At 68.2% G+C, this 25254-nt stretch carries 20 protein-coding genes and 1 pseudogene; 17 read left to right on the top strand and 4 right to left on the bottom strand.

The annotated features are described in order from the left end of the window. Positions 1-15 precede the first annotated feature (15 nt). A complete protein-coding gene (locus tag BHU15_RS07910) occupies positions 16-1446 on the bottom strand; it encodes an endo-1,4-beta-xylanase (RefSeq protein WP_069626519.1) in 1431 nt (476 codons plus the stop codon). A gap of 629 nt (positions 1447-2075) precedes the next feature. Here BHU15_RS07910 and BHU15_RS07905 point away from each other — a divergent pair. Continuing rightward, positions 2076-3542, top strand: a complete 1467-nt coding sequence (locus BHU15_RS07905) for a non-reducing end alpha-L-arabinofuranosidase family hydrolase (RefSeq protein ID WP_069626518.1) — start codon at positions 2076-2078, stop codon at positions 3540-3542. Between the two features lie 88 nt (positions 3543-3630). Here the strand turns inward: BHU15_RS07905 and BHU15_RS07900 are convergent, their stop codons facing one another. Continuing rightward, on the bottom strand, positions 3631-4248 hold the full coding sequence (locus BHU15_RS07900; protein ID WP_069626517.1) for an acyl-CoA-like ligand-binding transcription factor: 618 nt from the start codon (positions 4246-4248) through the stop codon (positions 3631-3633). A gap of 133 nt (positions 4249-4381) precedes the next feature. On the opposite strand from BHU15_RS07900, the gene BHU15_RS07895 reads away from it, so the two are divergent. From BHU15_RS07895 to BHU15_RS07880, 4 genes are all read left to right on the top strand, one after another. Then, positions 4382-5320 carry a zinc-binding dehydrogenase gene (locus tag BHU15_RS07895; protein ID WP_069626516.1) on the top strand — a complete coding sequence of 313 codons (939 nt, stop codon included), beginning with the start codon at positions 4382-4384 and terminating at the stop codon, positions 5318-5320. Positions 5321-5522: 202 nt separating this feature from the next. Then, a complete protein-coding gene (locus BHU15_RS07890) occupies positions 5523-6434 on the top strand; it encodes an aminoglycoside phosphotransferase family protein (RefSeq protein WP_069626515.1) in 912 nt (303 codons plus the stop codon). Between the two features lie 956 nt (positions 6435-7390). Next, positions 7391-8314, top strand: a complete 924-nt coding sequence (locus tag BHU15_RS07885; protein WP_031228696.1) for a PucR family transcriptional regulator — start codon at positions 7391-7393, stop codon at positions 8312-8314. 225 nt (positions 8315-8539) lie between these two features. Further along, positions 8540-9685 (top strand): MFS transporter, encoded by a 1146-nt coding sequence (locus BHU15_RS07880; RefSeq protein ID WP_069626563.1) that lies wholly within the window; start codon positions 8540-8542, stop codon positions 9683-9685. Positions 9686-9705: 20 nt separating this feature from the next. Here the strand turns inward: BHU15_RS07880 and BHU15_RS07875 are convergent, their stop codons facing one another. Next, positions 9706-10002 carry a hypothetical protein gene (locus tag BHU15_RS07875; protein ID WP_069626514.1) on the bottom strand — a complete coding sequence of 99 codons (297 nt, stop codon included), beginning with the start codon at positions 10000-10002 and terminating at the stop codon, positions 9706-9708. Positions 10003-10272: 270 nt separating this feature from the next. Between BHU15_RS07875 and BHU15_RS42100 the strand changes: the two genes are divergently transcribed. The 3 genes from BHU15_RS42100 to BHU15_RS07860 all read left to right on the top strand — a co-directional run bounded on the left by BHU15_RS42100 (position 10273) and on the right by BHU15_RS07860 (position 12857). Continuing rightward, a complete protein-coding gene (locus BHU15_RS42100; protein WP_069626513.1) occupies positions 10273-10566 on the top strand; it encodes a helix-turn-helix transcriptional regulator in 294 nt (97 codons plus the stop codon). Between the two features lie 374 nt (positions 10567-10940). Beyond that, positions 10941-11852: an SAM-dependent methyltransferase gene (locus BHU15_RS07865; protein WP_069626512.1), complete on the top strand. Its 912-nt coding sequence runs from the start codon at positions 10941-10943 to the stop codon at positions 11850-11852. Positions 11853-12026: 174 nt separating this feature from the next. Continuing rightward, positions 12027-12857 (top strand): methyltransferase domain-containing protein, encoded by an 831-nt coding sequence (locus tag BHU15_RS07860; RefSeq protein ID WP_069626511.1) that lies wholly within the window; start codon positions 12027-12029, stop codon positions 12855-12857. 146 nt (positions 12858-13003) lie between these two features. Here BHU15_RS07860 and BHU15_RS07855 read toward each other — a convergent pair whose 3' ends face one another. Then, on the bottom strand, positions 13004-14251 hold the full coding sequence (locus BHU15_RS07855; RefSeq protein ID WP_247748765.1) for a cytochrome P450: 1248 nt from the start codon (positions 14249-14251) through the stop codon (positions 13004-13006). 336 nt (positions 14252-14587) lie between these two features. On the opposite strand from BHU15_RS07855, the gene BHU15_RS07850 reads away from it, so the two are divergent. The 9 genes and pseudogenes from BHU15_RS07850 (at position 14588) to BHU15_RS07815 (ending at position 25253) form a co-directional block, all read left to right on the top strand. Then, positions 14588-15655, top strand: coding sequence for a polyprenyl synthetase family protein (locus tag BHU15_RS07850; protein ID WP_079127985.1), 1068 nt, complete (start codon positions 14588-14590; stop codon positions 15653-15655). Positions 15656-15742: 87 nt separating this feature from the next. Further along, complete coding sequence (locus BHU15_RS07845; RefSeq protein WP_255293053.1) at positions 15743-16876, top strand: cytochrome P450; 1134 nt, start codon at positions 15743-15745, stop codon at positions 16874-16876. Positions 16877-16886: 10 nt separating this feature from the next. After that, positions 16887-17783, top strand: coding sequence for a UbiA family prenyltransferase (locus BHU15_RS07840; protein WP_069626508.1), 897 nt, complete (start codon positions 16887-16889; stop codon positions 17781-17783). Further along, the gene (locus BHU15_RS07835) at positions 17780-18628 is read left to right on the top strand and encodes an arylamine N-acetyltransferase family protein (protein ID WP_069626507.1); all 849 of its coding nucleotides are present in this window, start codon (positions 17780-17782) and stop codon (positions 18626-18628) included. The genes BHU15_RS07840 and BHU15_RS07835 overlap by 4 nt, the downstream gene beginning before the upstream one ends. After that, positions 18628-20748 carry an aminodeoxychorismate synthase component I gene (gene pabB, locus BHU15_RS07830; protein WP_069626506.1) on the top strand — a complete coding sequence of 707 codons (2121 nt, stop codon included), beginning with the start codon at positions 18628-18630 and terminating at the stop codon, positions 20746-20748. The genes BHU15_RS07835 and pabB overlap by 1 nt, the downstream gene beginning before the upstream one ends. Beyond that, complete coding sequence (locus BHU15_RS07825) at positions 20745-21602, top strand: aminotransferase class IV (RefSeq protein WP_069626505.1); 858 nt, start codon at positions 20745-20747, stop codon at positions 21600-21602. The genes pabB and BHU15_RS07825 overlap by 4 nt, the downstream gene beginning before the upstream one ends. Then, positions 21599-22528 carry an AurF N-oxygenase family protein gene (locus BHU15_RS07820; RefSeq protein ID WP_069626504.1) on the top strand — a complete coding sequence of 310 codons (930 nt, stop codon included), beginning with the start codon at positions 21599-21601 and terminating at the stop codon, positions 22526-22528. Before BHU15_RS07825 ends, BHU15_RS07820 begins: the two co-directional genes overlap by 4 nt. Positions 22529-22571: 43 nt before the next feature. Continuing rightward, positions 22572-23885 (top strand): annotated as a pseudogene (locus BHU15_RS38125) (3-deoxy-7-phosphoheptulonate synthase class II); the annotation flags it as partial. After that, positions 23880-25253 (top strand): cytochrome P450 family protein, encoded by a 1374-nt coding sequence (locus tag BHU15_RS07815; RefSeq protein ID WP_368483191.1) that lies wholly within the window; start codon positions 23880-23882, stop codon positions 25251-25253. The pseudogene BHU15_RS38125 and the gene BHU15_RS07815, both read left to right, overlap by 6 nt. Position 25254 lies beyond the last annotated feature (1 nt).

Raw genomic sequence — 25254 nt, 5'->3', positions numbered from 1 at the left:
TCGCGGCAGGTCCCATCAGGTGCGGGTCCAGCGCTGGTTGCTGCCGTTCGAGCAGGAGTAGAGCTGGATCTGCGTGCCGTTGGCGGTGCCGCCTCCGACGGCGTCGAGGCAGAGACCGGACTGGACTCCGACGATGGATCCGTCGGAATTGAGGCGCCACTTCTGGTTGTCGCCGCCCCAGCAGCTGTAGATCTGCACCTGGGCGCCGTTGCCGGTGCCGGCGGCGTCCAGGCACTTGTTGCCGTAGACCCTGAACTCGCCGGCGGTGGTGAAGGTCCACTGCTGTTGTGTTCCGTTGTGGCAGTCCCACAGGTTGACCCGGGTGCCGTCGGTGGTGCCGGCGTTGGGTACGTCGATGCAGCGGCCCGAACCGACGCCCTTGATCGGTCCGGCATCGGAAGGGGGCGTGGAGGAGCCGCCGTTGAGCGCGTTGAGGACGGCGGTGTAGGCGGGCTTCTTGCTGCCGTCGCTGTTGAACAGCAGCGGCGTGTGCTCCGGTCGCCAGGAGTCGGAGTCGCGCACACCCCAGACGGTGATGCCGAGGCAGCGCGGGACGGCCAGACAGTCGTTGGTCACGTTGGCGTACGTCGTTGCCGAGGCACCCTGGATGTCGAGCTCGGTGATGGCCACGTCGACGCCGAGGGCGGCGAAACTCTGCAAGGTGGTGCGGAAGTTGCTGTTGTAAGGGCTGCCGCTGTTGAAGTGTGACTGGAAGCCGACGCAGTCGATCGGCACGCCGCGCTGCTTGAAGTCTCGGACCATGGCGTACATGGCCTGGGTCTTGGCCCAGGTCCAGTCCTCGACGTTGTAGTCGTTGTAGCAGAGCTTGGCGGCCGGGTCGGCGGCGCGCGCCGTGCGGAAGGCGACCTCGATCCAGTCGTTGCCCGTGCGCTGCAGGTTGGAGTCGCGCCGGGCTCCCGAACTGCCGTCGGCAAAGGCCTCGTTCACGACGTCCCACTGGGCGATCTTGCCCTTGTAGTGGCCCATCACGCCGTTGATGTGGTCGATCATCGCCTGACGCAGCGTGCCGCCGCTGAGGCTCTGCATCCAGCCTGGCTGCTGTGAGTGCCAGGCCAGGGTGTGACCGCGCACCTGCTTGCCGTTCTGCACCGCCCAGTTGTAGACGCGGTCACCGGCGGTGAAGTTGAACTGGCCCCGCTGCGGTTCGGTGGCGTCTATCTTCATCTCGTTCTCGGCCGTCACCGAGTTGAACTCACGGCCCGCGATCGTCGTGTACGCCGAGTCACCCAGCCTGCCCGAGGCGATGGCGGTGCCGAAGTAGCGGCCGCTCTGCGACGCCGCGGCACCGAGCGTGCTCTCGGCGGCGTGTGCTCTCGGCGGCGCGCCCAGCGTGGCCACGGCACCGAGGACGACGGCGACCAGCGCCAGCAGCAGACCGCGGATCTTCCGGCGGGCAGCGGTTCTGGGATGGGCATTCAAGGCCATGGCTGTGCCTCCAGGGTAGGAATCACGGAAGTGGTGAAGCGCAGGGGAACGGGTCGTCCGCACCCACTGGACAGACCGACACAGGCACGGGGTACTCCTTCGCGGCTCGGCCGGGGGGACCGGAACGGGGTGGCGCGGGCGCTCGGGTACGCGGATCTTTCGCGCGGCTGTGGGCGGATCTGCTGTGCGGCACTTGCCCAGGACCAACGGGGTTCGAAATTACGAACTGTGACCCCTGTCTCACAGCTAGAGATGATTGAGGCTTTGACGAGGAGTCGTCAATACACCTCGTAAAGAAAGTTTCGGTTTCACACCCGAAAATTTCTGAGTCCCGGCGGGCCGGCCGGCGAGCCCCCGATGCCGCGTCTGCGGATGCTCCGGGGTCAGGTTCAGGGCCGGAGTGTGGGGTGCTCCGGGTCGGCTCGACGCTTCTCAAGGCCAGAGAGGAAGCGCTGTTTATAGACAGAGCGGCGACGGCCCTTGACCGGAGTGGTCCCTATTCCTAGCTTGTGGCGTCAGAGAATCCGGGAATGTTTCCGAAACTTTCGAAACAGATTCCGGGACCCCGGCGCGGCCGCTCCGTGGTTCATCGCGGTTGCCTCGCCCCCGCCCCCGAAGGAGCCCCTCTGATGTGGTTTCGCCACTCGTCCCCGGTCCGTCCAAGACGCTTCCTAGCCGCCCTCGCGCCCTTGCTCCTTGTGGCCGCCTTCCTCGGCGCCCAGCCCGCCGAGGCGGCGACGGTAGACCCCAACGCCTCGTATGTGCTGGTCAACCGCAACAGTGGCAAGGCCTTGGACGTCTACAACATGGCGACCGACGACGGCGCCCGCGTCACCCAGTGGACCAGGAACGATCAGTACCAGCAGCAGTGGCAGTTCGTCGATTCCGGTGACGGCTACTACCGCATCAAGTCCCGCCACTCGGGCAAGGTGCTGGACGTCCACAACTGGTCCACCGCGAACGGCGCCCCGATCGTCCAGTGGACCGACCTGAACGCCACCAACCAGCAGTGGCGGCTGGCCGACAGCTCGGACGGCCACGTGAGGTTGATCTCGCGCCACAGCGACAAGGCCCTCGAAGCGCAAGGCGCGTCTACCGCCGACAACGCGAACATCGTCCAGTACGACGACTGGGGTGGCACCAACCAGCAGTGGCAGCTCGTCAAGGTCGGCGGCGACAACCCCGGCCCGTGCGATCTTCCGTCGGCGTACCGCTGGACATCAACGGGCGCGCTGGCGCAGCCCAGGCCGGGATGGGTCTCGCTCAAGGACTTCACCGTCGTCCCCTACAACGGCAGGCAACTCGTCTACGCGACGACGCACGACACGGGGACGAGTTGGGGTTCGATGAACTTCGGCCTGTTCACCAACTGGTCGGAGATGGGCTCGGCCGGCCAGAACGCGATGTCGGCTTCCACCGTGGCGCCCACGCTCTTCTACTTCGCACCGAAGAACATCTGGGTGCTCGCCTACCAGTGGGGCGGAACAGCCTTCTCCTACCGGACGTCGAGCGACCCCACCAACCCGAACGGCTGGTCATCTCAGCAGGTGCTCTTCTCCGGAACCATCTCCGGCTCCGGAACAGGGCCCATCGACCAGACCCTCATCGGTGACGGGACGAACATGTACCTGTTCTTCGCCGGTGACAACGGCAAGATCTACCGGGCCAGTATGCCGATCGGGAACTTCCCGGGCAGCTTCGGCACGAACTCGACAGTGATCATGAGCGATACGACGAACAACCTGTTCGAGGCCCCACAGGTTTACAAGCTGCAGGGCCAGAACCGCTACCTCATGATCGTCGAGGCGATCGGTTCGCAGGGCCGCTACTTCCGCTCGTTCACGGCCACCAGCCTGAACGGTTCATGGACACCCCAGGCCGCGACCGAGAGCAACCCCTTCGCCGGCAAGGCCAACAGCGGCGCCGGCTGGACCAACGACATCAGCCATGGCGAACTGATCCGCAGCAGCGCTGATCAGACCATGACCGTGGATCCCTGCAACCTGCAGCTGCTCTACCAGGGGCGCAGCCCCAACTCCGGTGGCGACTACGGCCTCCTGCCCTACCGTCCGGGTCTGCTGACACAGCAGCGCTGACGGCGTGACGAGGGTCCGGCTCCGGTAGGGAGCCGGCGTGGCGGGCTCCGGTGATGAACTCGGCCTCGTGGTTGGCCATCCCGCCCGGTCAGCCCCGCGTCACGCCATCGAGCACCGCCTGGAACGCGTCGGTGACCGGGCGCAGTTCGTCGTCCAGTTCGTCGATGTCGACCACCTCGTCCGCGTCGGCCCAGCGCCTGAGCACCGCGACGTACGCCGCCTGTACGGCGCCGCCGATCGCGGACGGGAGAGGGGCGGTCGCGGCGAGGCCGGTGCGCTGCGCCGCGTACCGGCTCACCGTCTCCGCCCATACGCGCCAGTGGGCGGCGGTCTCCGCGACGAGGGCGGTGTCCCGGTCGAGCACCCGGAAACGGTCGAGCCACGTGTCCGGCGCCGCGGCCTGGGACAGGTGTGTCGAGCGGACGACCGCCGTTCGTACGGCCTTCATGACGGGCGCGTCATCGGCGTCGTGGAGGGCCGAGTGCAGCCGCTCGACGGCGCGGTCGAACTCGCCCCACACGATCCCCGCCTTCGAGCCGAAGTAGCGGAACAGCGTCGAGCGCCCGACGCCTCCGGCGGCCGTGATGGCCTGGAGTGTCGTCGCCTCGTAGCCGTCGCGGAGCAGCAGCTCGAAGGCGATCTCCTCAAGGGCTTCGCGGGTCGAGGCCGGCGGTCGTCCGCGCGGGCGGGTACGGGAGGTGGTCATCGTCCGAGCGTAGTGAAAGGAGCGCGGTGAAGTATTTTTGGGACGAGGTGCCAAAATGGTTCCGGGTGGCCCTCGCACCACGAGGCCACCACGCCGGCCACTCGCCGGGACACAAGCGTTCAAGGAGCAGACGATGCGCGCATGGCAGTTCACCGAAGTCGGCAAACCCCTCACCCTGAGCGAGGTGCCGACACCCGTACCCGCCGCGGACGAACTCGTCGTGCACGTCCGTGCCGCCGGGCTCTGCCACAGCGACGTCGGGTTTCTCGACGGCACGCTGACGCCGCTGCTCCCGTTCCGGCCGATCACGCTCGGTCACGAGATCGCGGGCACCGTCTCCGCCGTGGGATCCGGGGTCACCCGGTTCACCGTGGGCCAGAAGGTCGTCGTTCCCGCGGCCATCGAAGGACCGGGAACATCGAAGAACGGCGGGTTCGCGGACGAGGTCGTCGTGCTTGAGCGACTCGTCGTTGCGCTGCCCGACGGGGTGCCGTTCGACCAGGCGGCAGCCGCCACCGACGCCGGTCTCACCTCGTACCACGCGGTCTCGGCGCAGGGGAAGGTCTCCGCCGGCTCCCGGGTCGGGATCATCGGACTCGGCGGGCTGGGCTCGCTCGGCGCGCAGACCGCGCTCGCGCTCGGCGCGAAGCTGTTCGTGGCCGAGAAGAACGAGCGCGTGCACGACTTCGCGCGCTCGCTCGGCGCCGAGAGGGTCGCGGGCGACATCACCGACTTCGCGGGCGAGGGCCTCGACGTGGTCATCGACTTCGCCGGGTTCGGGACGACCACCGACGGCGCGATCCATGCCGTACGGCGTGGCGGACGGATCGTCCAGGTCGGTCTCGGCCGCGCACGCGGCGAGATCGACCTCCAGGCACTCACGCTCAACGAGGTCGAACTCGTCGGTTCCCAGGCCGGGTCGAAGGAGGACTGCGCGGCGGTGCTGGATCTCGTCGCCGAAGGCAAGCTGTCCTCACGCATCACCGAGATCGGATTCGACGACATCGCCGACGGGATCGACCAGCTGGAGCGCGGCGAGGTCATCGGACGGTTGGTCGCCACCTTCGGGTGACGGCTGCCCCGGCGCGGTCCGTGTCGTCGCAGGGGGATCGCACGTCAGTCGGGTACCAGACCAACTCGCCTACCAGTACGGCGACATGGCACTGCGCATCGTGAACGCCGGATGAGGGTGCGGGACTGGGGTGTGAAGGTGCCCGGCGTGCTGCGAACGCCCTTTCGTTGTCTCAGGCGGCAGCGCCTGTGATGATCGGCGGATGATCTCGACCGGTGGTCCCGACGGGCGCGCGGGAATCGACGTGGCGCTGGTGAAGCGGCTGATCGCCGCGCAGTTTCCGCGGTGGGCGTGTCTGCCGGTCGTCCCGGTCGCGGTGGACGGCTGGGACAACCGCACCTACCGCCTCGGGGAGGACAAGACCGTCCGTCTGCCCACCGCCGCCGGCTATGCCCCCGCCGTCGACAAGGAGTGCGACTGGCTGCCGCGTCTGGCCCCGCGGCTGCCGAAGGCTGTGCCCACCGTCCTGGCCAAAGGCGCTCCGGGGGAGGGGTATCCCTACTCCTGGTCGGTACGCGACTGGCTGCCCGGTGAGACGGCTTCCCCCGAAGGCATCGACGACATGCGGCGGTTCGCTGCCGACGTGGCCGGGTTCATGCTCGCCCTCCAGCGCTGCGACGCCACCGGCGGGCCCGCCGCGGGGATGCAGAGTGCCTATCGCGGCGCGTCGCCCGCCCACTACGACGACGAGACACATCGGTGCATCGAGGCCCTGGGCGGCCGGATCGACAGCGAGCGGGCCACCGAGGTCTGGCGGGCGGCACTCGCCTGCGAATACCGAGGGGAACCGGTGTGGTTCCACGGCGACCTCAGTGGCAACAACCTGCTCGTCGACGGCGGAGAACTGTCGGCCGTCATCGACTTCGGCACCTCAGGGGTCGGAGATCCGGCCTGTGACCTCACCATTGCGTGGACCCTGTTCCGTGCGGAGAGCCGTGAGGAGTTCCGCCGAACAGTCCGGCAGGACGACGGTACTTGGGCCAGAGCCAGGGGCTGGGCATTGTGGAAATCCGCTCTTACGGTGGCCAACTGCCCCGACCCCGAAGACGAACTCGTCGCCATCCACCTCCATGTGATCAACGAGGTACTCGCCGACCACGAACGCCTCACGTAATCAATGCTCCGACCTTTAGCGGGAAGAAGCGCCGGACTATGCCGAAAGGGCCACGCGTTTGACGGTGCCGGCCGGTCCGGAACTCCATGTCTCCACACAGCGTTTAGCGATGGGCGTACGAGGGTGGCGCGGCGAAGTGGTGTGTGGGGGCGCGTTCTTGGGAAGGGCGCGGGAGTGGTCGTGGTGACGGGACCGTTCTGGCGAAGGAGGAGGTGACCGGGCCTCAGGGGAGCCGCTTCGAGAGGATCGAGGCCCGTTTCACCACGGAGGGCGGCGTGTCCCACGAGTTCTGGGCGGTACGTAATCGTCCGGTTTTATGCCAGGGGTTGCGCATCGTCATGAATATTCGCCATTTCTCAGGCCGGTACAGTGAGAATGTCGGGCGGCTGGAATGACCGAAATCCCAATTATCCTGCCCGATTGTTGACCGTCCCTGTCATATGACAGAAGGGTGTGCAGCCATTGGCTCCGCGTTCAGGATCGATTCCTGTTGACGTCGCGGATTCTTTGCCTGTGGAAGTTTCAAGGGAAAGAAGTGGATACGAGACATAAAGGAACGCGGCCGGCGGGCAATGCCTTATGGCGTTCAAGTTACCGTGTTATGGTCTGCCGGGTCGGGGCGACCCGCTCCAGCTCCGATGTGCCCTCGTCGACATGGACGGAGAGTGCCGTGCCGAGAACCCACACTGCTCCGGCGGGAGAATTTCCTCCCGCGTTGTTGTCAATCGCCTTTGGTAGGCCCTGGAAAACGGAGCCTCCGGCTTTGTGTCCCGAAGCGAGATGTCGCTGTGCACGGCACATGGGGGCAATTGTCCCGCCCCCGTGATCGTCACCGGCCCGGCGCACCGGGAAAAGCCGATGACGGCGTCGCTCGCCTTCGGCTTGGTGACCCGCGAACCGGGCCCTCCATATGCGCTTATGGGGAAACCGTGCCATTCGGGAATATGAGGTGAGAAATGACGGAAATGACAGGCAGGTCGTTATCTCCGGTCGAGGCGCCCCGCCCGGCACCGAAGGGGGACAGGGTCGCCGACTTCAGGGCGAAGGTGCGGGCCGCGGGGCAGGAGTGGACCGGCAGCGAGCCGGACGAACTGGTTGAGCTGCTGACCAAGGCGGCGGCGGGTGATCCGAGGCTGGCGGCCATCGTGGACGCCGGGGGGAGTCTGCTGCAGGACTTCCTCGACGGATACCAGCAGAAAACCACCGCGGATGTGTCGCGTGATCTGGCAGGCGACCTCGCCGACGGTCATCCGGTGCCCGCGGACGTGCTCGAAGGGCTCACTCCTCGCTACCTGATCGCCGTCGTGAGGCCGGCGGAGCCCGGCCGCGCGGTGGACGCGCTGCGCGCGGTTGCGGGAGAGGACCCGCTGCTGACGCACCGGGACGGCAACGTCGTTCTCTTCATCCCGGCCGCCGGTCCCGGCAGCGGCGAACGCTCGGTGACACGGCTGACCCAGTGTCTTGGCGGCAGCGGTTGGCTCGCGACCGCGGAACGGGACAGAGCCGGCCTCGTCGACGGGTTCAACGAGGCGTCCTACGTGCTGAGGCTGGTGGTGGCGGGCCTGCGGCCGAGCGGTGCCTACACGATCTCGGACGTGCTGGTCGAGTACGCGGTCACTCTCCACGAGCAGGTGCGGGCCGACCTGGCCGCGATGATCAGGCCGCTCCGGGCGCACAAGGCCCTGTGGGAGACGCTGACCGCCTTCGTCGACTCCGACTACAGCAGGAACAAGGCGGCCCGCAGTCTGTTCATCCACCGCAGCACACTGGACTACCGCCTGAGGCGGATCGGAGACGTCACCGGCTGTGACCCGACCAGTGGCAGGGGCGCGCAGATGCTGACGGCGGCGATGATCGCCGAGACCCTGCAAGTCCGATGAGCCGACGATCTCACGCGTGAGCCGCGACCGCGGTTCGACCGGTGGCCGAATTCAATCAATTCTCGGGTGGTTCTCCGCGAATTGCGGAAAATCGGAACCGGGTCATGATGAACCCTGCGCGGGCACCTAGTGTTCGTTCTCCCGAGCGGAGAAACTTGAGCGCTGAATGGACTGGTTCGATTGAGTAACAGATGGGTTGTGCTCATTGGCTCGTTCCTGGCCTACATGTTCGACGCGCTGGAAATCCTGCTGCTGTCGTACACGTTGCCTGTGATCCGTGACGATCTGGGACTCACGACGACACAGGGCGGCCTGCTTGCCACGGCGACGTTGCTCGGGATCGGGGTGAGCAGCGTGACGGTCGGCTGGCTCGCCGACAACTACGGCCGCAAACGGGCGCTGATGGTTTCGCTCGCGGTGTTCGGCGTGTTCACCGCGGCGATCTTGGTGGTCCACAGTTTCACGGTATTCCTGCTTCTGCGTTTCGTGGCGGGTCTGGGACTCGGAGGGGTCTGGGGAGTGGTGTCGACCTACGTGGTCGAGACCTGGCCGGCCGCGAAGCGGGGCCGTGCCGTCGCGTTCGTGCTCAGTTCCTTCCCGATCGGCGGGATGGTCGCCGCGACCCTGTCGGGCGCGTTGCTGCCGAACTGGCGCCTGCTGTTCTTCATCGGCGGCGTGGGCGTGGTGATCCCGCTGGTCGTCGTCGGACTGTTCTTCCGCGAGTCGGACGAGTGGGTTCAGCAGAAGACCACGCCGGTGAAGGTGACCGAGATCTTCGCTCCGGAACTGCGCAGGAACACCGTGCTCGCCGCGACCGTGGCGGCGCTCGCCATGTTCGGGGCGTGGGGCGCGTCCACGTGGCTGCCGACCTACCTCCAGACCGACAAGGACATACCGGCCGCGACGGTCGCGATGTTCATGACGGTGCTCAATCTCGGGATGTTCGTCGGCTACAACGTCTTCGGGCTGATCGCCGACCGGATCGGCCGCAAGGCCGCCCTGGTGCTGTCACTGGCCGGTGTCGCGCTGACCTTGCCGCTGTACGTGGTCGCCGCCGACCGCATGACGTTGTTCTGGCTGGGCCCGATGTTCGCCTTCTTCGCCGCCTACGCGGGCATCTTCGGTGTGTACATGGGGGAGTTGTTCCCGACCAGGGTGCGCACGACCGGTGCCGGATTCTGCTACAACATCGGACGTGGCGTGTCCGCGTTCGCGCCGCTCACGCTGGGTGTGCTGGCTGTCAACGCGGGCTTCGGCGCGGGGCTGTTGGTGTGCGCCGGCTTCATGGCCTGCTCGGCGATCGCGATGACCTTCCTGCCCGACCAGCACGGCGCGACCCAGTTGCGGGAAGCCTCGGCGGCGCGCGGCTGACAGAGACCGGCGCCGGCGCCTCAAGCGTCTCTCTTCCGGTTCGCCGCAAGGCTGTCACCGGTCCGCCACAGGTAGCTGCGCATCGAGAGCGACGCGGCGCGCATGGCCGCGCGGATGTCGTCGAGGTCGTCACCGGCGAGCTCGCCACGCGACGGGGTGAGCGTGGGCAGCATCAGCCTGGCCGCCTCCAGCAGACACAGCGTCGCGTCCAGCTGTGCGCTGGCCGGCAGCTGGCTCAAGTCCTCGTACAGCGTCTGAATCAGGGCGTCCGGCTCTGCCGGCGCCGAAGTCCCGGTATCGCGCGCGACTTTTGTCACGGCCGTTCCTCGAAGCTGCTCCACCGTGCACACAAGGCTGAGTCTCCTCCCCGTAGCTCGTCGGCCGACGCCATTCCCCGGCACACGTCAATGCAAACAACGCAGGAACTCCGAAAAATTCGGAGGGGGTTCCGAGGCGGGCGGAAACCGGCGGGTTGCCACGGCGTTCCAGTGACAGGAGTGAGTGATTCCACCTAGGATCTTATTCTAGTGCTTCTCGCTCTGCATTTCTCCGTTTACGGTCCTGGCCTAACCGGCTGTACGGAATGGATGGGTGCCATGGACAATGATCAGAACGGCCGCGAAGTATCCACGTCGGTCGGTGGCTGGGGTCTCAGCTCGGTCCAGGTCAGAATCCTGGAAGGGGTTGCGGCCGGCTTCTCGAGCGGGCGGCTTTCGAGAGAGTTGCATCTCAGCTCGAAGACCATCGACTATCACGTCCGTGTCATGTCCGACAAACTTCAGGCGCCGAATCGTGTCTCGTTGGTTTCGAGGGCTTTCGTCCTCCAGGTTCTGCGAACGGATTCGTGGCCCCCGCGCATCGCGCGTGAAACCGCGGATTAACCGCATGGTGTGTCGTCCATCACGGCGCGTCCTCCACTCCGGTCAGCCGTGTGGGCGGAGAGAACACGATGTCCTCGGTCGCCCGCGCGCGTCCGCCGGCTTAATGGCTTGGCTCGAATACGGCATTGGTGCCGCCCGGCAGCTATCATTCCGCAGGGTAGTCCAATCCGGGCCTTAAACCGTCTTCTTTGGGGTTTCTCCTAAAGTCGAAGACGCTCACGCTGCGTCGTTGACACGACCTGGGCCGTCCTCCAGCATGGAATCAAACGGCTGCCATTCAATTGCCCTCGCTGAAACATGGCGAGCGCGCAGCTCAACGACCAAAGCAGGCCATTCGCCGACGTCGTCAGCATCCGAGCTCTGGAGGAGTGACCATGTCAAATCTGGATGAGCTTTCCAGTCCACCTCAAACAGCGCTGGAGTCTCAGGATGAGGTAGGAATAGTTGGCCAGTACTACGACGACAAAACGGCCAGGCTTGTTCGCAAATACGGGCCCGGACCCAGGATTCACTATCACGTGGGTCACTACCCCTCCTCGCAAACGCCGCTGAATGTCCAGGAGGCGACTGCCGACGCCATTCGCGGCAGCATACGGATTCATCAAGAGGGACTGCTGCGGTACGCGGCGAAGATCTGGGGCGCCGAACACCGGCTGTCGGGCAGGATCCTGGACGTCGGCTGCGGTCTTGGCGGTGGCTCGCTCTTCTGGGCGCAGGAGTACGGCGCCGACGTCACGGCGGTCACCAACGCGCCGGAACACGCGCCCATAGTCGAGGGGTTCGCGCGCGAGTGCGGTGTGGGCGGGCAGGTCCGGGCACTGGTCTGCGATGCGATGCATCTCCCCCTGGACGACGGCCCCTACGACGCGGCGGTGGCCATCGAGAGCAGCGGCTACTTCGACCGCCCGCGGTGGTTCGAGCGGCTGTCGCGCGTGCTTCGTCCGGGCGGGAGCGTGTGCATCGAGGAGGTGTTCACCACGCGCCCGCACGGGGCCGATGTGTGGGCCGAATACTTCTACACGAAGCCGGCCTCGGTGCTCGACTACGCGGAAGCCGCGAAGGCCGCGGGTTTCGAGTTGGTCGACGACGTCGACGCCACGTCGGAGACCCAGCCGTTCTGGGAGGAGAGTGCCGCCTGGACGAAGGCGGTACTGGACAGTGACGACACTCTTTCGGCCGTTGCCCGCAGGCAGCTGAGGATATCCCTGCTCGCGAACCAGGCGCTCGGCACCGAATGGCAGGCGGGCGGATTGCGGCTTGGCTTCCTGCGCTTCGAGCTGAGGTGAGCGCGGAACGCGCCGGCGAATTCCCGTAATCCCCACGGCACCTGACGGCCTGCCGGGTCGTCAGCGGTTGCCAGTAGATCACGCAGGCGCTCGGCTGGGGTGTGCCCAGCCGAGCACAGCGGGTTTCCGTCGCCGAATTCCCGCCACCTTCTTCACAACGATACGGAGTACCTGATGACGCTCCAGCAGTTTCCCGCTCCCAGTGACGTCGCCGGCATGTACGACGGGATCGGTCAGATCTACGGCTCCGCGTGGGGCCCCAACAAGCACTACGGGTACTGGGACGACGACGCCGACGACAGCTCCATCGAGGCTGCCACCGACCGCCTGACCGACATGATGATCGCCGGTATCGCCGCGCAGGCCGGCCAGCGGGTCCTGGACATCGGCTGCGGCATCGGCCATCCCGCGCAGCGGCTCGTCCGCGCCTGCGACGTGGACGTGCTGGGCATCTCCGTCAGCCACGTCCAGGTGGCGCGGGCCAACGAACTCGCGGCCGAGGCAGGGCTCGGCGACCGCGCCACGTTCCAGTTCACGGACGCGATGAACATGCCCTTCCCCGACGCCTCGTTCGACGCGGCCTGGGCTTTCGAGTCGATGTGGCACATGCCCGACCGCGGCCAGGTGCTCGCCGAGACCGCCCGCGTGCTGCGCCCCGGCGGCCGTCTCGCCATCGCCGACGTCATCGAGCGCGGCCCGGTCAGCCCCGAGGGACGCGTGGTCCTGGACCACATCTGCGAGAACTACGCGGTGCGCTCCCTGGGCACGATTGACGAATACCGGACGGCCTTGGCCGCCAACGGTTTCGTCGACGCGGAGATCCGTGACATCAGCGACAACGTCTCCCGTACCCTCGCGGTCATGGCCGACGCCGTGGAGACCGTCCGCGACAAGCTGACCGCGCTCGTCGGCGACGAACAGGCCACCTCGCTCATCGACTTCATGCGTCTGTCCGCCGTCACCCCGGAGAGCGGTTACGTCTTCCTGACCGCGGTCCGCGCCTGACCGGCTCGCCCGCACCCGCCTTGGCCTGCGCCGCACCCCGGCGCAGGCCGAGCCGGCCGGTGTGACACGTCCGACAAGCCGAAACGGCCCGCCAGTTGAACTGGCGGGCCGTCACGAGTTACGGGGCAAGATCCAAACGACAGGCCCTAGCCCCCCTGCCGTACCCGCAACTCGGTCAAGGCCCGAAGCGGGAACACCGGCCGGTGCCGTGGCGGCGGCCCGGGCGCCAGAGTCAGATCGGGCATCCTGGCGGCGATGGCCTGTACCGCGATCTCCAGTTCCGCGCGGGCGAATCCGGCTCCGAGGCAGAAGTGGATGCCGTGCCCGAACGCCAGATGCGAGGCGGACCGACCGCCCGGACTGAACGCGGCCGGACACGCGTGGGCGCGGCTGTCCCGGCCGGCCGCCCCGTACAGCAGAAGCAGCCGGCTCCCGGCGGCCAGGGGGACATCGCCGACCACGACGTCACGGACGGCGGTCCGGTACATGCCCGCCAGCGGACTGTCGAACCGCAATCCCTCCTCGACAAGGTCCCGCGCGGCGATCTTCCCGTCGACGACCTCGGCCCAGCCGCCGGGTGACCGAAGCTGCTGGAAGACAAGAGTGCCAAGCGCCTCGGCGCAGGTCATGTGCCCCGCGAAGATCAGTGTGGGGACCTGGCCGGAGACATCGTCGGCGGTGAGCGTCTGGCCCGCCTTGCCGTCGTGGAGCAGCTCACTGATCAGGTCGTCCCGCGGCGAGGCGAGCCGCTCCTGCACGAGTGAACGGGCGAACGCTCCGAAGTCCATCAGCCCGCGGGCGCATTCACGCAGCCGGTCGGGATCGGCGTCGCGCTGCAGCATCATGAGTTCGATGCGCTGCTCGGACCACGTACGGCAGCGGTCGAGGTACTCGTCCGGGACCCCGAGGCGCCGGCAGATCACCTCAAGGGCGTAGGGAACGGCGAAGTCCGAGATGAAGTCGAACTCCTCCGCGACCGCGGCCCGTTCGACGAGGTCGGTGGCGATCGTACGCATCGTGGGTTCGAACGCCCGGACCCTGGCCGGCGTGAACCCGATGTTGAGCACTTCCCTGACCCGGGAGTGCTCGGGAGGGTCGAGTGAGCCGACCCCCAGGGTGTCGGCGCCCCGCCAGGTGCGGAACATCCGGCTCACGTCCTCGGGCAACGCCACCGCGGGACGAGGGTTGTGATCGCGCGCCGAGAAGCTCTGGTCGTCCCGCAGCACGGCGACCATGTCCTCGCGCCGGGTGACGCACCACGCGTCGAGCAAAGGGGCGTAGAAGACCGACTCCATCTCTCCGATGTCGCCCAGAAATGAATACGGGTCGTCGCGATGTGCGCCGTACGGGTCGAACGACCTGTCCTCATGCAGTTGCCCGGAATCAACTGACATAGCCATTCCGCCTCTCAAGCTTTCATCGAACCATTCCCGGTAATTATCAGTGACGTTGTGTGATGCCGGGAGCACCTATTATTCCGCAGGGTAGTCCAATCCGGGTCCCGCACCGTCTTCTTTGGGGTTTTTCCTAAAGTCGAAGCCGCTCACCGCACGTCGTTGACATGACACGATGGGGTCGTTCAGGATGGCGGTCGGAACGGTCACACGAATTCCGGCTCAGCAGCGCGGCACATATTCAGCACGGTGATTTTCGGTGGTGCAATTCGCGAACCCCAAGCGCGTAGGTTCTGACCAGGAATTGGGAAGGCGTACGACCGGAGGAGAATCTCGATGAGCGCACTCGACACCTCGTCGACCGGGCTCCAGGCCTTCCCGTCGCCGAGGACGGTGCAGTCCACGCTGCTGCCCGTCATGCGGCAGCAGACCTCCGCACTGGAGCCGACCCTGGCCCGGATCTGCTCCTACCACCTCGGCTTCGTCGACGAACACGGCGAGCCCAGCGGTGCGGAGGGCGGCAAACTGACCCGCGCCACCCTCATGACGCTGGCGGCCGACGGCGTCGGCCTGCGGCCGGAGGACGTGCGCTGCCACGCGGCGGCACTGGAGTTGCTGCACAACTCCACCCTCATTCACGACGACATCATCGACGCGGACGAGCTGCGTCGCGGCCGGCCGGCCGCCTGGAAGGTGTTCGGCGCCAGTCTGGCCATCCTGGCCGGGGACGCGTTGCAGGCGCTCGGGCTCCAGATGGTCGTCGACGACCCCGGCCCCGGCCGTGCGGAGATCTCCAGCGTGTTCGCCGAAGCCATCGGTCTGGTTCTCGCGGGCCAGGCTCGCGAGTTCACCGTACGGCTCGGTCCGGACACCGGCATCGCGGAGTACGAACGCATCGTGGAGGAGAAGACGTCCGCGCTGCTGGAGTGCGCACTGGTGACGCCCGCACTCCGGGCGGGCAGACCGGAGCACGTCCTGACCGCACTGCGCGGCGCCGGCAGGCATCTGGGCCTCGCTTTCCAGATCTTCAACGACGTCGAGGACATCTGGGGCGACCCCGCGGTGACCGGCAAGCCCGTCCGGAGCGACATCCTGCGGCGCAACCCGAGCTGTCCGGTGCTGGTGGCCCTGTCCGCCGACAGCCCGGCCGGCGAACGACTGCGCCGCCTGTGGCACGCCGACGGCACCACGGAGGCGCACTTGCGGGACATGGCCGACCTCGTCGAGGAATCCGGCGGCCGGCACGCGGCCGAGCAACTGTCCCGCGGCCACTTGGACTCGGCCCTGGAGTACCTCGGACAAGCCGAGCTGTCCCCGGCCGCGGCCACCGAACTGACCGTGTTGTTCGACCGCATCGTCAATCGCACGGCGGACACCGGGGCGACGAGCTCCCGTACGTCGTGACCGTCTTCGACAAGGTGATCTGAACCTCGATTCCGGCGGAGGCCGTCAGTGAGTTCCCCAGCTCAATTGCCTTTCGAGCAGACGAATGTGCTGCGACTCGCGCCAGGGCTGCGCACGCTCCAGTCCCAGGGCGCGGTCCACCGGGTGCGTACCGCCGAGGGCGACGAGGCGTGGCTGGTCACCGGTCACGCCTGGGTGAGGCAGTTGCTCGACGACGACCGGCTCGGCCGCTCCCATCCCGATCCCGAGGCCGCGGCGAAGGACAGCGGATCGGCCCTTCTCGCCAACCTGCTGGGCGACTTCGCCACCGACCACGCCCGGTTGCGCGCGCTGCTGGAGCCGCACTTCTCACCCGAGCGGATGCTGGCGCTGCGGCCCTACGTCGAGAAACAGACCGGACAGCTCCTGGATGCGATGGCCGGGCGGAAGCCACCGGTGGACCTGCGCGAGGCGTTGGCGCTGTCGCTGCCGATTCAGGTGATCTGCGAGTGGCTGGGCGTGCCCCAGGAGGACAAGGACCGGTTCGGCGGCTGGACCCAGGACGCCGCCAACGTCGGGGACCCGGTCAGGTCCAAGCAGGGGCTGGGCGAGCTGTTCGGCTACTGCAGGCAACTCGTCGCCGAGAAGCGGCGACATCCGGGCGACGACGTGATCTCCAGGATCTGCGCGACCGAGGGGATCAGCGACAACGAAGTCCTCGGACTGACCGCGCTGTTGCTGTTCGGCGGTTACGAGACCACGGTGGCCCGGATCGGCACCTGTGTGCTGCTGTTGCTGGCCAACCCCGAGCAGTGGCAGGCGTTGCTCCTGGACCCGGGTCTCATCCCCGGCGCCGTCGAGGAAACCCTGCGGGTGTCGATGCCGAACCCGCACAACGGCGGCATGCCCCGCTATGCGCTCACGGACTTCGAGATCGACGGAGTCACCATCCGTACCGGCGACTTCGTGATGCTGAACATCATCGCGGCCAACCACGACGAGACGGCCTTCGCCGACGCCGGCCGGGTCGATGTCACCCGCGACACCACCGGCAGCCTCATGTTCGGGCACGGTGCGCACTACTGCGTCGGCGCGACGCTGGCCCGGATGCAGCTCCAGGTGGTCCTCACCCAGCTCGTCGCACGATTCCCGACCCTGGCTCCGGCTGTCGGTGTCGAGGAGCTGAAGCTGCGCCACAACACGCTGATCGGCGGGTTGATCCAACTTCCGGTGACATGGTGATTGGATCCTGATGCTGCACAAGATATCGACAGACGTAGTCACGAAGAGCCCGGACCCGGTCCGCGCGTATCTCCTGTTGATGCGACTCGACAGGCCCACGGGGTACGTCCTCTATCTGCTTCCGGGGCTGTGGGCCGTCGCCCTCGCCTCCGGCCGGCGACCGGACCCGCTCACGGTGGTGGTGGTCGCTGTCGCCGCCGTGCTGGTGCGCGGCGCGGCCTGCGCGGTCAACGATGTGGTCGACAAGGACGTCGACGTCCGGGTCGCCCGCACCGTGTCGCGTCCGGTCGCGGCGGGAACGGTCAGCGTCAGGAACGCTCTTCTGTTCGCCGCCGCACAAGCCGTGGTCGCCCTGCTGGTCCTGGCGGTGGCGAACGTGGAGACGGCCCTGGTCGTCGGGGCCTCGTACCCGCTGATCGTCGCCTACCCCTACATGAAGCGCGTCTTCTTCTGGCCTTCGGCGTTCCTGGCGTTGGTCATGAGCGTCTATGTGCTGATCGGCTGGACGGCGGTGTCCGAGAGCGCCGACTACCCGCTCGCGGTGTACGGCCTGTACGCCGGCGGCGCCTTCTGGACCCTGATTCACGACGGGATCTACTCCCATCAGGACAAGGAGTACGACCGGAACATCGGCGTCAAGTCCTCCGCCCTGCTCTTCGGCAAGGCCACCAAGGCGTGGCTGGCGGTCTTCATCGTGCTCAGCGTCGGCGGCGTGCTGTGGGCCGGCTCCCAGACGTCGATCGGCTGGGCGTTCTACCTGATCGTCGTGCTCGCCGGAATCTATCTGTCCTGTCTGGTCGTACGGGTCGATCTGGACGATCCGAAATCGTGCTGGGACACCTTCGTCGCCAACACGTACTTCGGCTGGATCATCCTCGCGGCCGTGGTCGCCGGGAAGTTCACATGACCGATGAGCTGCGTGCGACAGACTCGATGTGGCAGGGGAGCGGCGTCGACCTGGACGCCTACCTGGCCCGTGTGGGCTACCAGGGCGACGTGGCTCCGGACCTCGCCACACTGCGCGGCCTGCACACCGCCCACGTCGACGCGATCGCCTTCGACAACCTCGACGCGCTGCTCGGGCGCACGGTGGTGCCGATCGACCTGGACAGCGTCCAGGAGAAGATCGTGCGGCAGGGCCGCGGCGGCTGGTGCCTGGAACAGGTCGTACTGATGGCGGCCGTCCTGGACCGCGTCGGCTTCACCTTCACGGCGTTCGCCGGCCGGACGCGCGTCCGTACCGGGAGCAAGTTCGGGCCGGCCCTGCACGTCGCCCTGTGCGTGGAGGCGGACGGCGAACGCTGGATCCACGACGTGAGTTTCGGTGCCCTCGGGCCGCACGAACCGATCCGGCTCGCCGAGAACGCGCGGCTCGAAGGCGACTGGTCGTTCGATCTGCTGCGGGAGCCGACCGGTGAACACGTACTGCGGTTCCTGCGACCGGAGGGACCGGTGGAGCTCTACGGCTTCACCACCGACGCGCGCTACCCCTCGGACTTCGAGCTCCTCAACCACTTCTGCCTCACACATCCGCGCTCGCCGTTCAACCACCGGATGGTCCTCCAGCGCACCCAGCCCGAAGTGAGGCACCTCCTCGCCGGCAGCACGCTCACGGAGATACGTCCCGAAGGGCCGCCGACCGTACGGGAACTCGGCGTGGACGAGCTGCTTTCCGCTCCCCGGGAGATCTTCGGGATCACCCTGGATCCGGGCGACGTCCAGGCGCTCGGGAAAATCTTGGACGGTCCGTGATGCGTACGTTGCTGCTGGACAACTACGACTCGTACACCTTCAACCTGTACCAGTTGATCGCCGACATCAACGGCCACAAGCCCGTCGTCATGGTCAACGACGATCCGACGCTGGCCGGTCTGCGGCTGGAGGACTTCGACAACATCGTGGTCTCGCCCGGCCCCGGCCGGCCGCAGAACCCCCGCGACGTCGGACTCCTCGGCGACCTGCTGCGCCGCGGCACGCTGCCCGTGCTGGGTGTCTGCTTCGGGCATCAGATGATCGCGCACCTGGCCGGAGCGTCGGTGGGCGCCGCGCCCGAACCGCGGCACGGGCACCTCGCCAAGGTCTCCCACGAGGGAGACCCGCTGTTCGCCGGAGTCCCGCGTGAGTTCGTCGCCGTGCGCTACCACTCGCTGTGCGTACGGGAGCCCCTGCCCGAGGAACTCGTCGCCACCGCCTGGGCGGACGACGGTGTGCTCATGGCGCTGCGGCACCGTGAACTGCCGCAGTGGGGCGTGCAGTTCCACCCCGAGTCGGTCGCTTCCCAGTACGGGCGTGAGATCCTGCGGAACTTCGCCGACCTGACCCGCCGGGCGCGGCCCGTACAACGGCCGTCCGTCACCGGAGGCGGCGCCGGAACCGACATGGTCAACGTCTCCGCGCTGTCCGGCGGCACGCCCGGCGCGGTCGGGGGACTGGACATCATCAGCACGGTCGTGTCGACCGCCGCCGATTCCGAGACCATCTTCCGCGAGCTCTTCGACAACGTCCCGTACTGCTTCTGGCTGGACAGCAGCCGGGTGGAGGAAGGACTGTCCCGGTTCTCGTTCCTCGGCGACACATCGGGTCCGCTCAGCGAGGTCCTGACCTACCGCACCGGCAGCGGGGCCGTGGAAGCGCGCGACGCGAACGGCGTCCACCTCCTCGCCGGCAGCGTGTTCGACGTCCTCGACCGGCGGCTGCGCGAGCGGCGCATCCCCGAGTCGGACCTGCCCTTCGACCTGACCGGCGGCTACGTCGGCTACTTCGGCTACGAACTCAAGGCCGAATGCGGGGCCACGGCCCGCCACACCGCCGAAACACCGGACGCCGCCTGGATGTTCGCCGATCGCGTCATCGCGATCGACCACCAGGAGGGACTGACGTACCTGGTGGCCGTCCACGACGAGAGCACCCGGCGCGACGCGCAGGAGTGGGTGGAACGGACCTCCGCACTCCTGAGGGGCCTGCACCCGGCCGCCGCCGAGCCGCCGCCCGAACCCGCCGCCGGCCCGCCCCCGAACGCCGAGGAGTTCCTCGGCCGCGGCCGGAGCCAGTACCTCGCGGACATCACGGAGTGCCGACAGGAGCTCAACCGGGGCGAGAGCTACGAGATCTGTCTGACCAACAACCTGCACCTGCCGTTCCACGACGACGACACGGCCTTCTACCTGAGGCTGCGCCGGGCCAACCCGGCACCGTACGCCGCGCTCCTGCGCCTCGGCGACGTCTCGGTCTTCAGCTCGTCGCCGGAGCGGTTCCTGCGCATCGAGAGGGACCGCACCGTCACCAGCAAGCCGATCAAGGGCACGGCCCCGCGCGACGCCGACCCGGTACGCGACGCCGAACTGGCCGCCACCCTCGCGTCCAGCGCCAAGACGCAGGCCGAGAACCTGATGATCGTCGACCTGCTCCGCAACGACCTGGGCCGGGTGTGCGACGTCGGCAGCATCGAGGTCGACCCGTACCTGGCCGTCGAGAGCTACGAGACCGTGCACCAACTGGTCTCCACCGTTCACGGACGGCTGGGCGACGGGGTCAGCGCGCTGGACTGCGCCCGGCAGTGCTTCCCCGGCGGGTCGATGACCGGGGCGCCGAAGCTGCGCACCATGGAGATCATCGACCGCCTGGAGACAGAGGCCCGGGGCGTCTACTCCGGCACCCTCGGCTACTTCGGCCTCTCCGGCGGCACGGACCTGAACATCGTGATCCGTACCGCGGTCCGCGTCGGGGACCGGCTGACCATCGGAGCCGGCGGGGCGATCGTGCTCGACTCCGACCCGGACGAGGAGTACGAGGAGATGCTGCTCAAGGCGGCGGCGTCACTGCGAGCCTGGCGTGCGCCGGCGGTGTCGGACGTGGGCGGCACCCCACGATGAACACGGAGACGAACGCGGCGGCGGGCACAGCGGCCACCCGGGACGCCCGCCGGTGGTGGGACGCCGACGGCGGATGGTCGACGGCCGACGCCACCGGGACGGTGCTCGTCATCGACTCCTGGCTCGTGGACGAGGGGCGCGTACGGGGACTCGACCGGCACGCGGAGCGCTTCCGTTCGTCCTGCGACCGCTTCCCCGAACCGGGGCCGGACCGGACGGACCGGTTCATGCGGGCCGTCGCCGAGTCGTTGCCCGCCCGGGGCCGATGGTTCCCCCGCGTCGAACTCGTGGACACCGGGTCGGGAACGCGGCTGCGGATGTGGCTGCGCCCCGCGCCACCGCGCACCGCGACCGTCCGGCTGTGGACGCCGACAGGCCCCGACCGCCGTCGGCTGCCCGCAGTCAAGGGCGCCGACCTGGACCACCTGGCCGCCCTGCGCGCCGACGCGACCACGGCGGGAGCCGACGAGGCCCTGCTGGTCTCGGCGGAAGGACACGTGGTCGAAGGGGCGTCCACGAGCATCGTCTGGTGGCGGGGCGACACGCTGTGCGGGCCACCCCCCGGCCCCGGTCTGCTCCCCGGGATCACCCGCTCCCTGCTCGGCGAGCTGGCCCGTACGGCAGGACTCCGGGCCGTCACCGAGCGGGCCGCCGCGCCGGATCTCGCCGGCCTGCCGGTCTGGACGCTGAACGCCCTGCACGGCATCCGGCCGGTCACCGAGGGCCTGGGCCGGTTCCGGGACACGGACGCCGAGGAGGCCGCGCGCTGGCAGTCGCGCCTGGCCGCGCTCGCCGTACCGACCGGTGAACTGCCCGATTCCCGCGGTGAACCCATGAAGGAGGTTTCCCCATGACGGCGGCACGTGAAGTACCCGAGTACGAGCGTGACTTGCTGGTGCAGTTGACGCTCCGCTGGGGGAAGCGGGTGGCCGTCAAGAAGGACGAGCTCGACCTCGACGGTCACTTCGACGCGGCGCTGCCGGACTTCCCCGAACACCTCGTCCCGGTCCTCGCCCTGCCGGGCGCGGACCGGCTCGACCGGGACGCCCGTGAGCGCATCCTGTCCGCGTCGTGGATCGCGTACAACGCGAAGACCGCGGCCATCGAGGACGAGATCATCCTGCCGGCCTGCCGGTTGATGCTCCAGGATCGGATCCCCGTACGCCGCGACGACGTCGCCGTCGACGCGCTGCACCAGACGATCATCGACGAGCACTACCACATCCTGATGTGCCACAACGCCGTCGGCGTCACCCGCAGACGGCGCGACCTGGCGGACGTACGGTTCGCGCCGGGCGTCTGGTCGGTCGTCCGGGGACGGGACGCGGTCCGCGCCGGGCTGTCCGGCTTCGACCGCGACATCGTCGACATCGCGTTCTCCCTGGCCGCCGAGACGACCATCAGCGGGTTCCTCTCCACGCTGGCCACCGCCCAGGAGATCCAGCCGATGAACCGGATCACCACCGATCTTCACCGGCGGGACGAGAGCGGACACGCCGTGGTGTTCAGGGAGTTGTGCGGCTCGCTCTACCGGAACCTGGACGGCGTACAGCAGGGGATGTTCCGCGAGGCACTCGTCACCGGGCTGACCGCGTTCCGCTCCGCGGACCTGGACCCCTGGGTGGCCGTGGCGGCCCAGGGCGGCTTCGAGATCGACACCGGTCAGCTGAGGGAGTGGGCCGCGTCCCGTCCCGTACCCGCGCGCGACACCGGACCGTTGCAGCTGCTTCTCGACGACCTGGGCATCAGCCACGACCTGGTCGAGATGGTCCGGCGATGACGGCCCCGCGCCGTTGAGCCATGAGAAGCGGACGGAGAACACGTTGACCCGCACCGGCGAAGCCGCCGCGCACTGGCGGACACTCGTCGCCCACCAGCGGCCGGAGTGGCCCGGCCCGGCCGAGCTCGGCGATGTGACCGAACACCTGGCGGCCTCGCCCCCGTTGGTCACGCCGCAGGAGTGCGACACCCTCACCGCACGACTCGCCAGGGCGGCCGAGGGCAAGGCGTTCCTGCTCCAGGGTGGCGACTGCGCCGAACGGTTCGACGACCTCTCGGCACCGGCGATCCACGGCAAACTGCGTCTCCTGGAGCGGATGGCCGTGGTCCTCAGCCACGCGTCGGCCGTGCCGGTGGTCACGGTGGGCCGCATCGCCGGGCAGTACGCGAAGCCCCGGTCCCGGCCGACCGAGACCGTCGACGGGCACACGCTCCCCGTCTACCGGGGCGACGCGGTGAACGGCATCGGCTTCAGCGAGGCCGAACGACGGCCGGACCCGGCCCGGCTGCTTCGGATGTACGACGCTTCGCGCCACACCCTGGACGTCATGCGCGCCCGCGCCGGCACCGACCCGCGCCAACTGCACAAGGAGAACCAGGACTTCGTCTCCCGCTCACCCGCCGGTGAACGCCACGGCGAACTCGCCGGCCGAATCGGCCAGGCGCTGTCCCGCGAGGACGCGCGCGGCGAAGACCCGTCGCGTACGCCGGAGTTCTTCGCCAGCCACGAGGGACTGCTGCTCGACTACGAGGCCGCGCTGACCCGCCACCACCCGCGTACCGGCCGACGGCACGCGGGCAGCGGCCACCTCCTGTGGATCGGCGACCGCACCCGACAGCTCGACGGCGCCCATGTCGCCTACTTCGCGACCATCGACAACCCGATCGCCGTGAAGCTGGGCCCCACCGCCACACCCGAGCAGGCGCTGGCCCTGATCGACCGGCTCGACCCCGACCGGCGGCCGGGCCGGCTGACGTTCATCGTCCGCATGGGCGCGCACCGCGTGCGGTACCTGCTGCCGCAGCTCGTGGAGAAGGTCACGGCGTCCGGCGCGCCGGTGGTGTGGGTGTGCGACCCGATGCACGGCAACACCTTCGAGGCGCCCAGCGGGCACAAGACCAGGCGGTTCGAGGACATCCTCGCCGAGGTCGCCGGCTTCTTCGAGGTGCACCAGGCGCTCGGCACCCACGTCGGCGGACTGCATGTGGAGCTGACCGGCGAGGACGTGACCGAGTGCGTCGGCGGCGGCGCTCAGCTGGGACTCGACGACCTGCACCGCAGATACGAGTCGGCGTGCGACCCGCGCCTCAACGGAGACCAGGCGCTCGAACTCGCCGTCCTGGTCGCCGAGATGTTCGACCCAGGAGCAGCCGGCGTCGCGGCGCCGGACGCGGCGGTGAACGCCGAACGGCCTGGGGCGCACGGCACAGCAGTACTCCCGCCCCGTTCGGCGCGTGAACCCAACAACATCTTCGAGGAAGCGCCCATGGATCAGGACTCAAGCCCTCTGGAACTCGACGACGCGTTCGTGCAGGACCCCTACGCGGTGTACGCGAAGCTCGCCCCCGAAGGCTCGGTGCACCGGGTGCGGATGCCCCCGGGAGTCCCCGTGTGCGGCGGACTGCCGGTCTGGCTCATCATCGGGTACGAGGCGGTGCGCTCCGCGCTGGCGGATCCCCGGTTGAGCACCGACCTGAACAGGATGGACGGCCTGTTCGCGCAGAACGAGCCGGACAACAACCGACGCGCCGGCTTCTCACCGGCCATCGCCAGCCACATGCTGAACTCCGACCCGCCGGACCACACCCGGATGCGCAAGCTCGTGAGCAAGGCCTTCACCAGTCGCGCAGTTGAAGCACTCCGCCCCGAGATCGAGCGGATCACCGGCGAGCTGATCGACACCCTGACGGACGACGGCACGGTGGACCTGCTGGACGACTTCGCGTTCCCGCTGCCGATCCGGGTGATCTGTCTGCTGCTGGGTGTGCCGGTCGAGGAGCAGGAGAACTTCAAGTCCTGGTCCAAGGCGCTCGTCTCGGGCGACTCTCCTGAAGCGGCCGCCGCCGCCACGACCGAGGTGGTCGCCTACCTCGGCCAACTCATCGAACGCAAACGCCGCGAGCCCACCGACGACATACTCACCGCCCTGGTCGCGGCACACGACGACGACCACCAGCTGACCGAGACCGAACTCGTCTCGACGGCGTACCTGCTGTTCGTCGCCGGTTTCGAGACCACCCTCAACGCCCTGGGCAACGGCACGCTCCACCTGATGCGGAACCTGGACCAGTGGGAGGCGCTGCGCGAGGACCGCTCCCTCCTGCCCGGCGCGGTCGAGGAATTCCTCAGGCTGGAGAGCCCGTTGAAGCACGCCTCCTTCCGGTGTGCGACGGAGTCCCTGACCATCGGCGACGTCGAGATCCCGGCCGGCGACTTCGTACTGCTGGCGATCGCCTCCGCCAACCGTGATCCACAGCGCTTCGACGACCCGCACGCGCTGGACGTCCGCAGGCCCACCGACGGCGGCCATCTGGCCTTCGGGCACGGCATCCACCACTGCCTCGGGGCGCCGCTGGCCAGGGTGGAGGTCCGGGTGGCGTTCGGCGCGCTGCTCGACGCGTTCCCCGCCATGAGGCTGGCGGCCGACCCCGAGGAACTGCGGTGGCGCACCAGCACGATCATTCGCGGGCTCCACTCACTGCCCGTGCGGCTGAACCGCCGCTGAT

The sequence above is a fragment of the Streptomyces niveus genome (assembly GCF_001723055.1).
Taxonomy (GTDB): domain Bacteria; phylum Actinomycetota; class Actinomycetes; order Streptomycetales; family Streptomycetaceae; genus Streptomyces; species Streptomyces niveus.
This window is presented reverse-complemented; position numbering and strand designations above follow the sequence as displayed.

Excerpts from the sequence above, each read along its gene's own strand:
- BHU15_RS07905 (WP_069626518.1), top strand. The coding sequence starts at position 2,076 with ATGTGGTTTCGCCACTCGTCCCCGGTCCGTCCAAGACGCTTCCTAGCC.
- BHU15_RS07865 (WP_069626512.1), top strand. The coding sequence starts at position 10,941 with ATGTCAAATCTGGATGAGCTTTCCAGTCCACCTCAAACAGCGCTGGAG.
- BHU15_RS07890 (WP_069626515.1), top strand. The coding sequence starts at position 5,523 with ATGATCTCGACCGGTGGTCCCGACGGGCGCGCGGGAATCGACGTGGCG.
- BHU15_RS07895 (WP_069626516.1), top strand. The coding sequence starts at position 4,382 with ATGCGCGCATGGCAGTTCACCGAAGTCGGCAAACCCCTCACCCTGAGC.
- BHU15_RS07825 (WP_069626505.1), top strand. The coding sequence starts at position 20,745 with ATGAACACGGAGACGAACGCGGCGGCGGGCACAGCGGCCACCCGGGAC.
- BHU15_RS07885 (WP_031228696.1), top strand. The coding sequence starts at position 7,391 with ATGACGGAAATGACAGGCAGGTCGTTATCTCCGGTCGAGGCGCCCCGC.
- BHU15_RS07850 (WP_079127985.1), top strand. The coding sequence starts at position 14,588 with ATGAGCGCACTCGACACCTCGTCGACCGGGCTCCAGGCCTTCCCGTCG.
- BHU15_RS07820 (WP_069626504.1), top strand. The coding sequence starts at position 21,599 with ATGACGGCGGCACGTGAAGTACCCGAGTACGAGCGTGACTTGCTGGTG.
- BHU15_RS07910 (WP_069626519.1), bottom strand. The coding sequence starts at position 1,446 with ATGGCCTTGAATGCCCATCCCAGAACCGCTGCCCGCCGGAAGATCCGC.
- BHU15_RS07900 (WP_069626517.1), bottom strand. The coding sequence starts at position 4,248 with ATGACCACCTCCCGTACCCGCCCGCGCGGACGACCGCCGGCCTCGACC.
- BHU15_RS07840 (WP_069626508.1), top strand. The coding sequence starts at position 16,887 with ATGCTGCACAAGATATCGACAGACGTAGTCACGAAGAGCCCGGACCCG.
- BHU15_RS42100 (WP_069626513.1), top strand. The coding sequence starts at position 10,273 with ATGGGTGCCATGGACAATGATCAGAACGGCCGCGAAGTATCCACGTCG.
- BHU15_RS07880 (WP_069626563.1), top strand. The coding sequence starts at position 8,540 with ATGTTCGACGCGCTGGAAATCCTGCTGCTGTCGTACACGTTGCCTGTG.
- BHU15_RS07835 (WP_069626507.1), top strand. The coding sequence starts at position 17,780 with ATGACCGATGAGCTGCGTGCGACAGACTCGATGTGGCAGGGGAGCGGC.
- BHU15_RS07855 (WP_247748765.1), bottom strand. The coding sequence starts at position 14,251 with ATGTCAGTTGATTCCGGGCAACTGCATGAGGACAGGTCGTTCGACCCG.
- BHU15_RS07860 (WP_069626511.1), top strand. The coding sequence starts at position 12,027 with ATGACGCTCCAGCAGTTTCCCGCTCCCAGTGACGTCGCCGGCATGTAC.
- pabB (WP_069626506.1), top strand. The coding sequence starts at position 18,628 with ATGCGTACGTTGCTGCTGGACAACTACGACTCGTACACCTTCAACCTG.
- BHU15_RS07815 (WP_368483191.1), top strand. The coding sequence starts at position 23,880 with ATGTTCGACCCAGGAGCAGCCGGCGTCGCGGCGCCGGACGCGGCGGTG.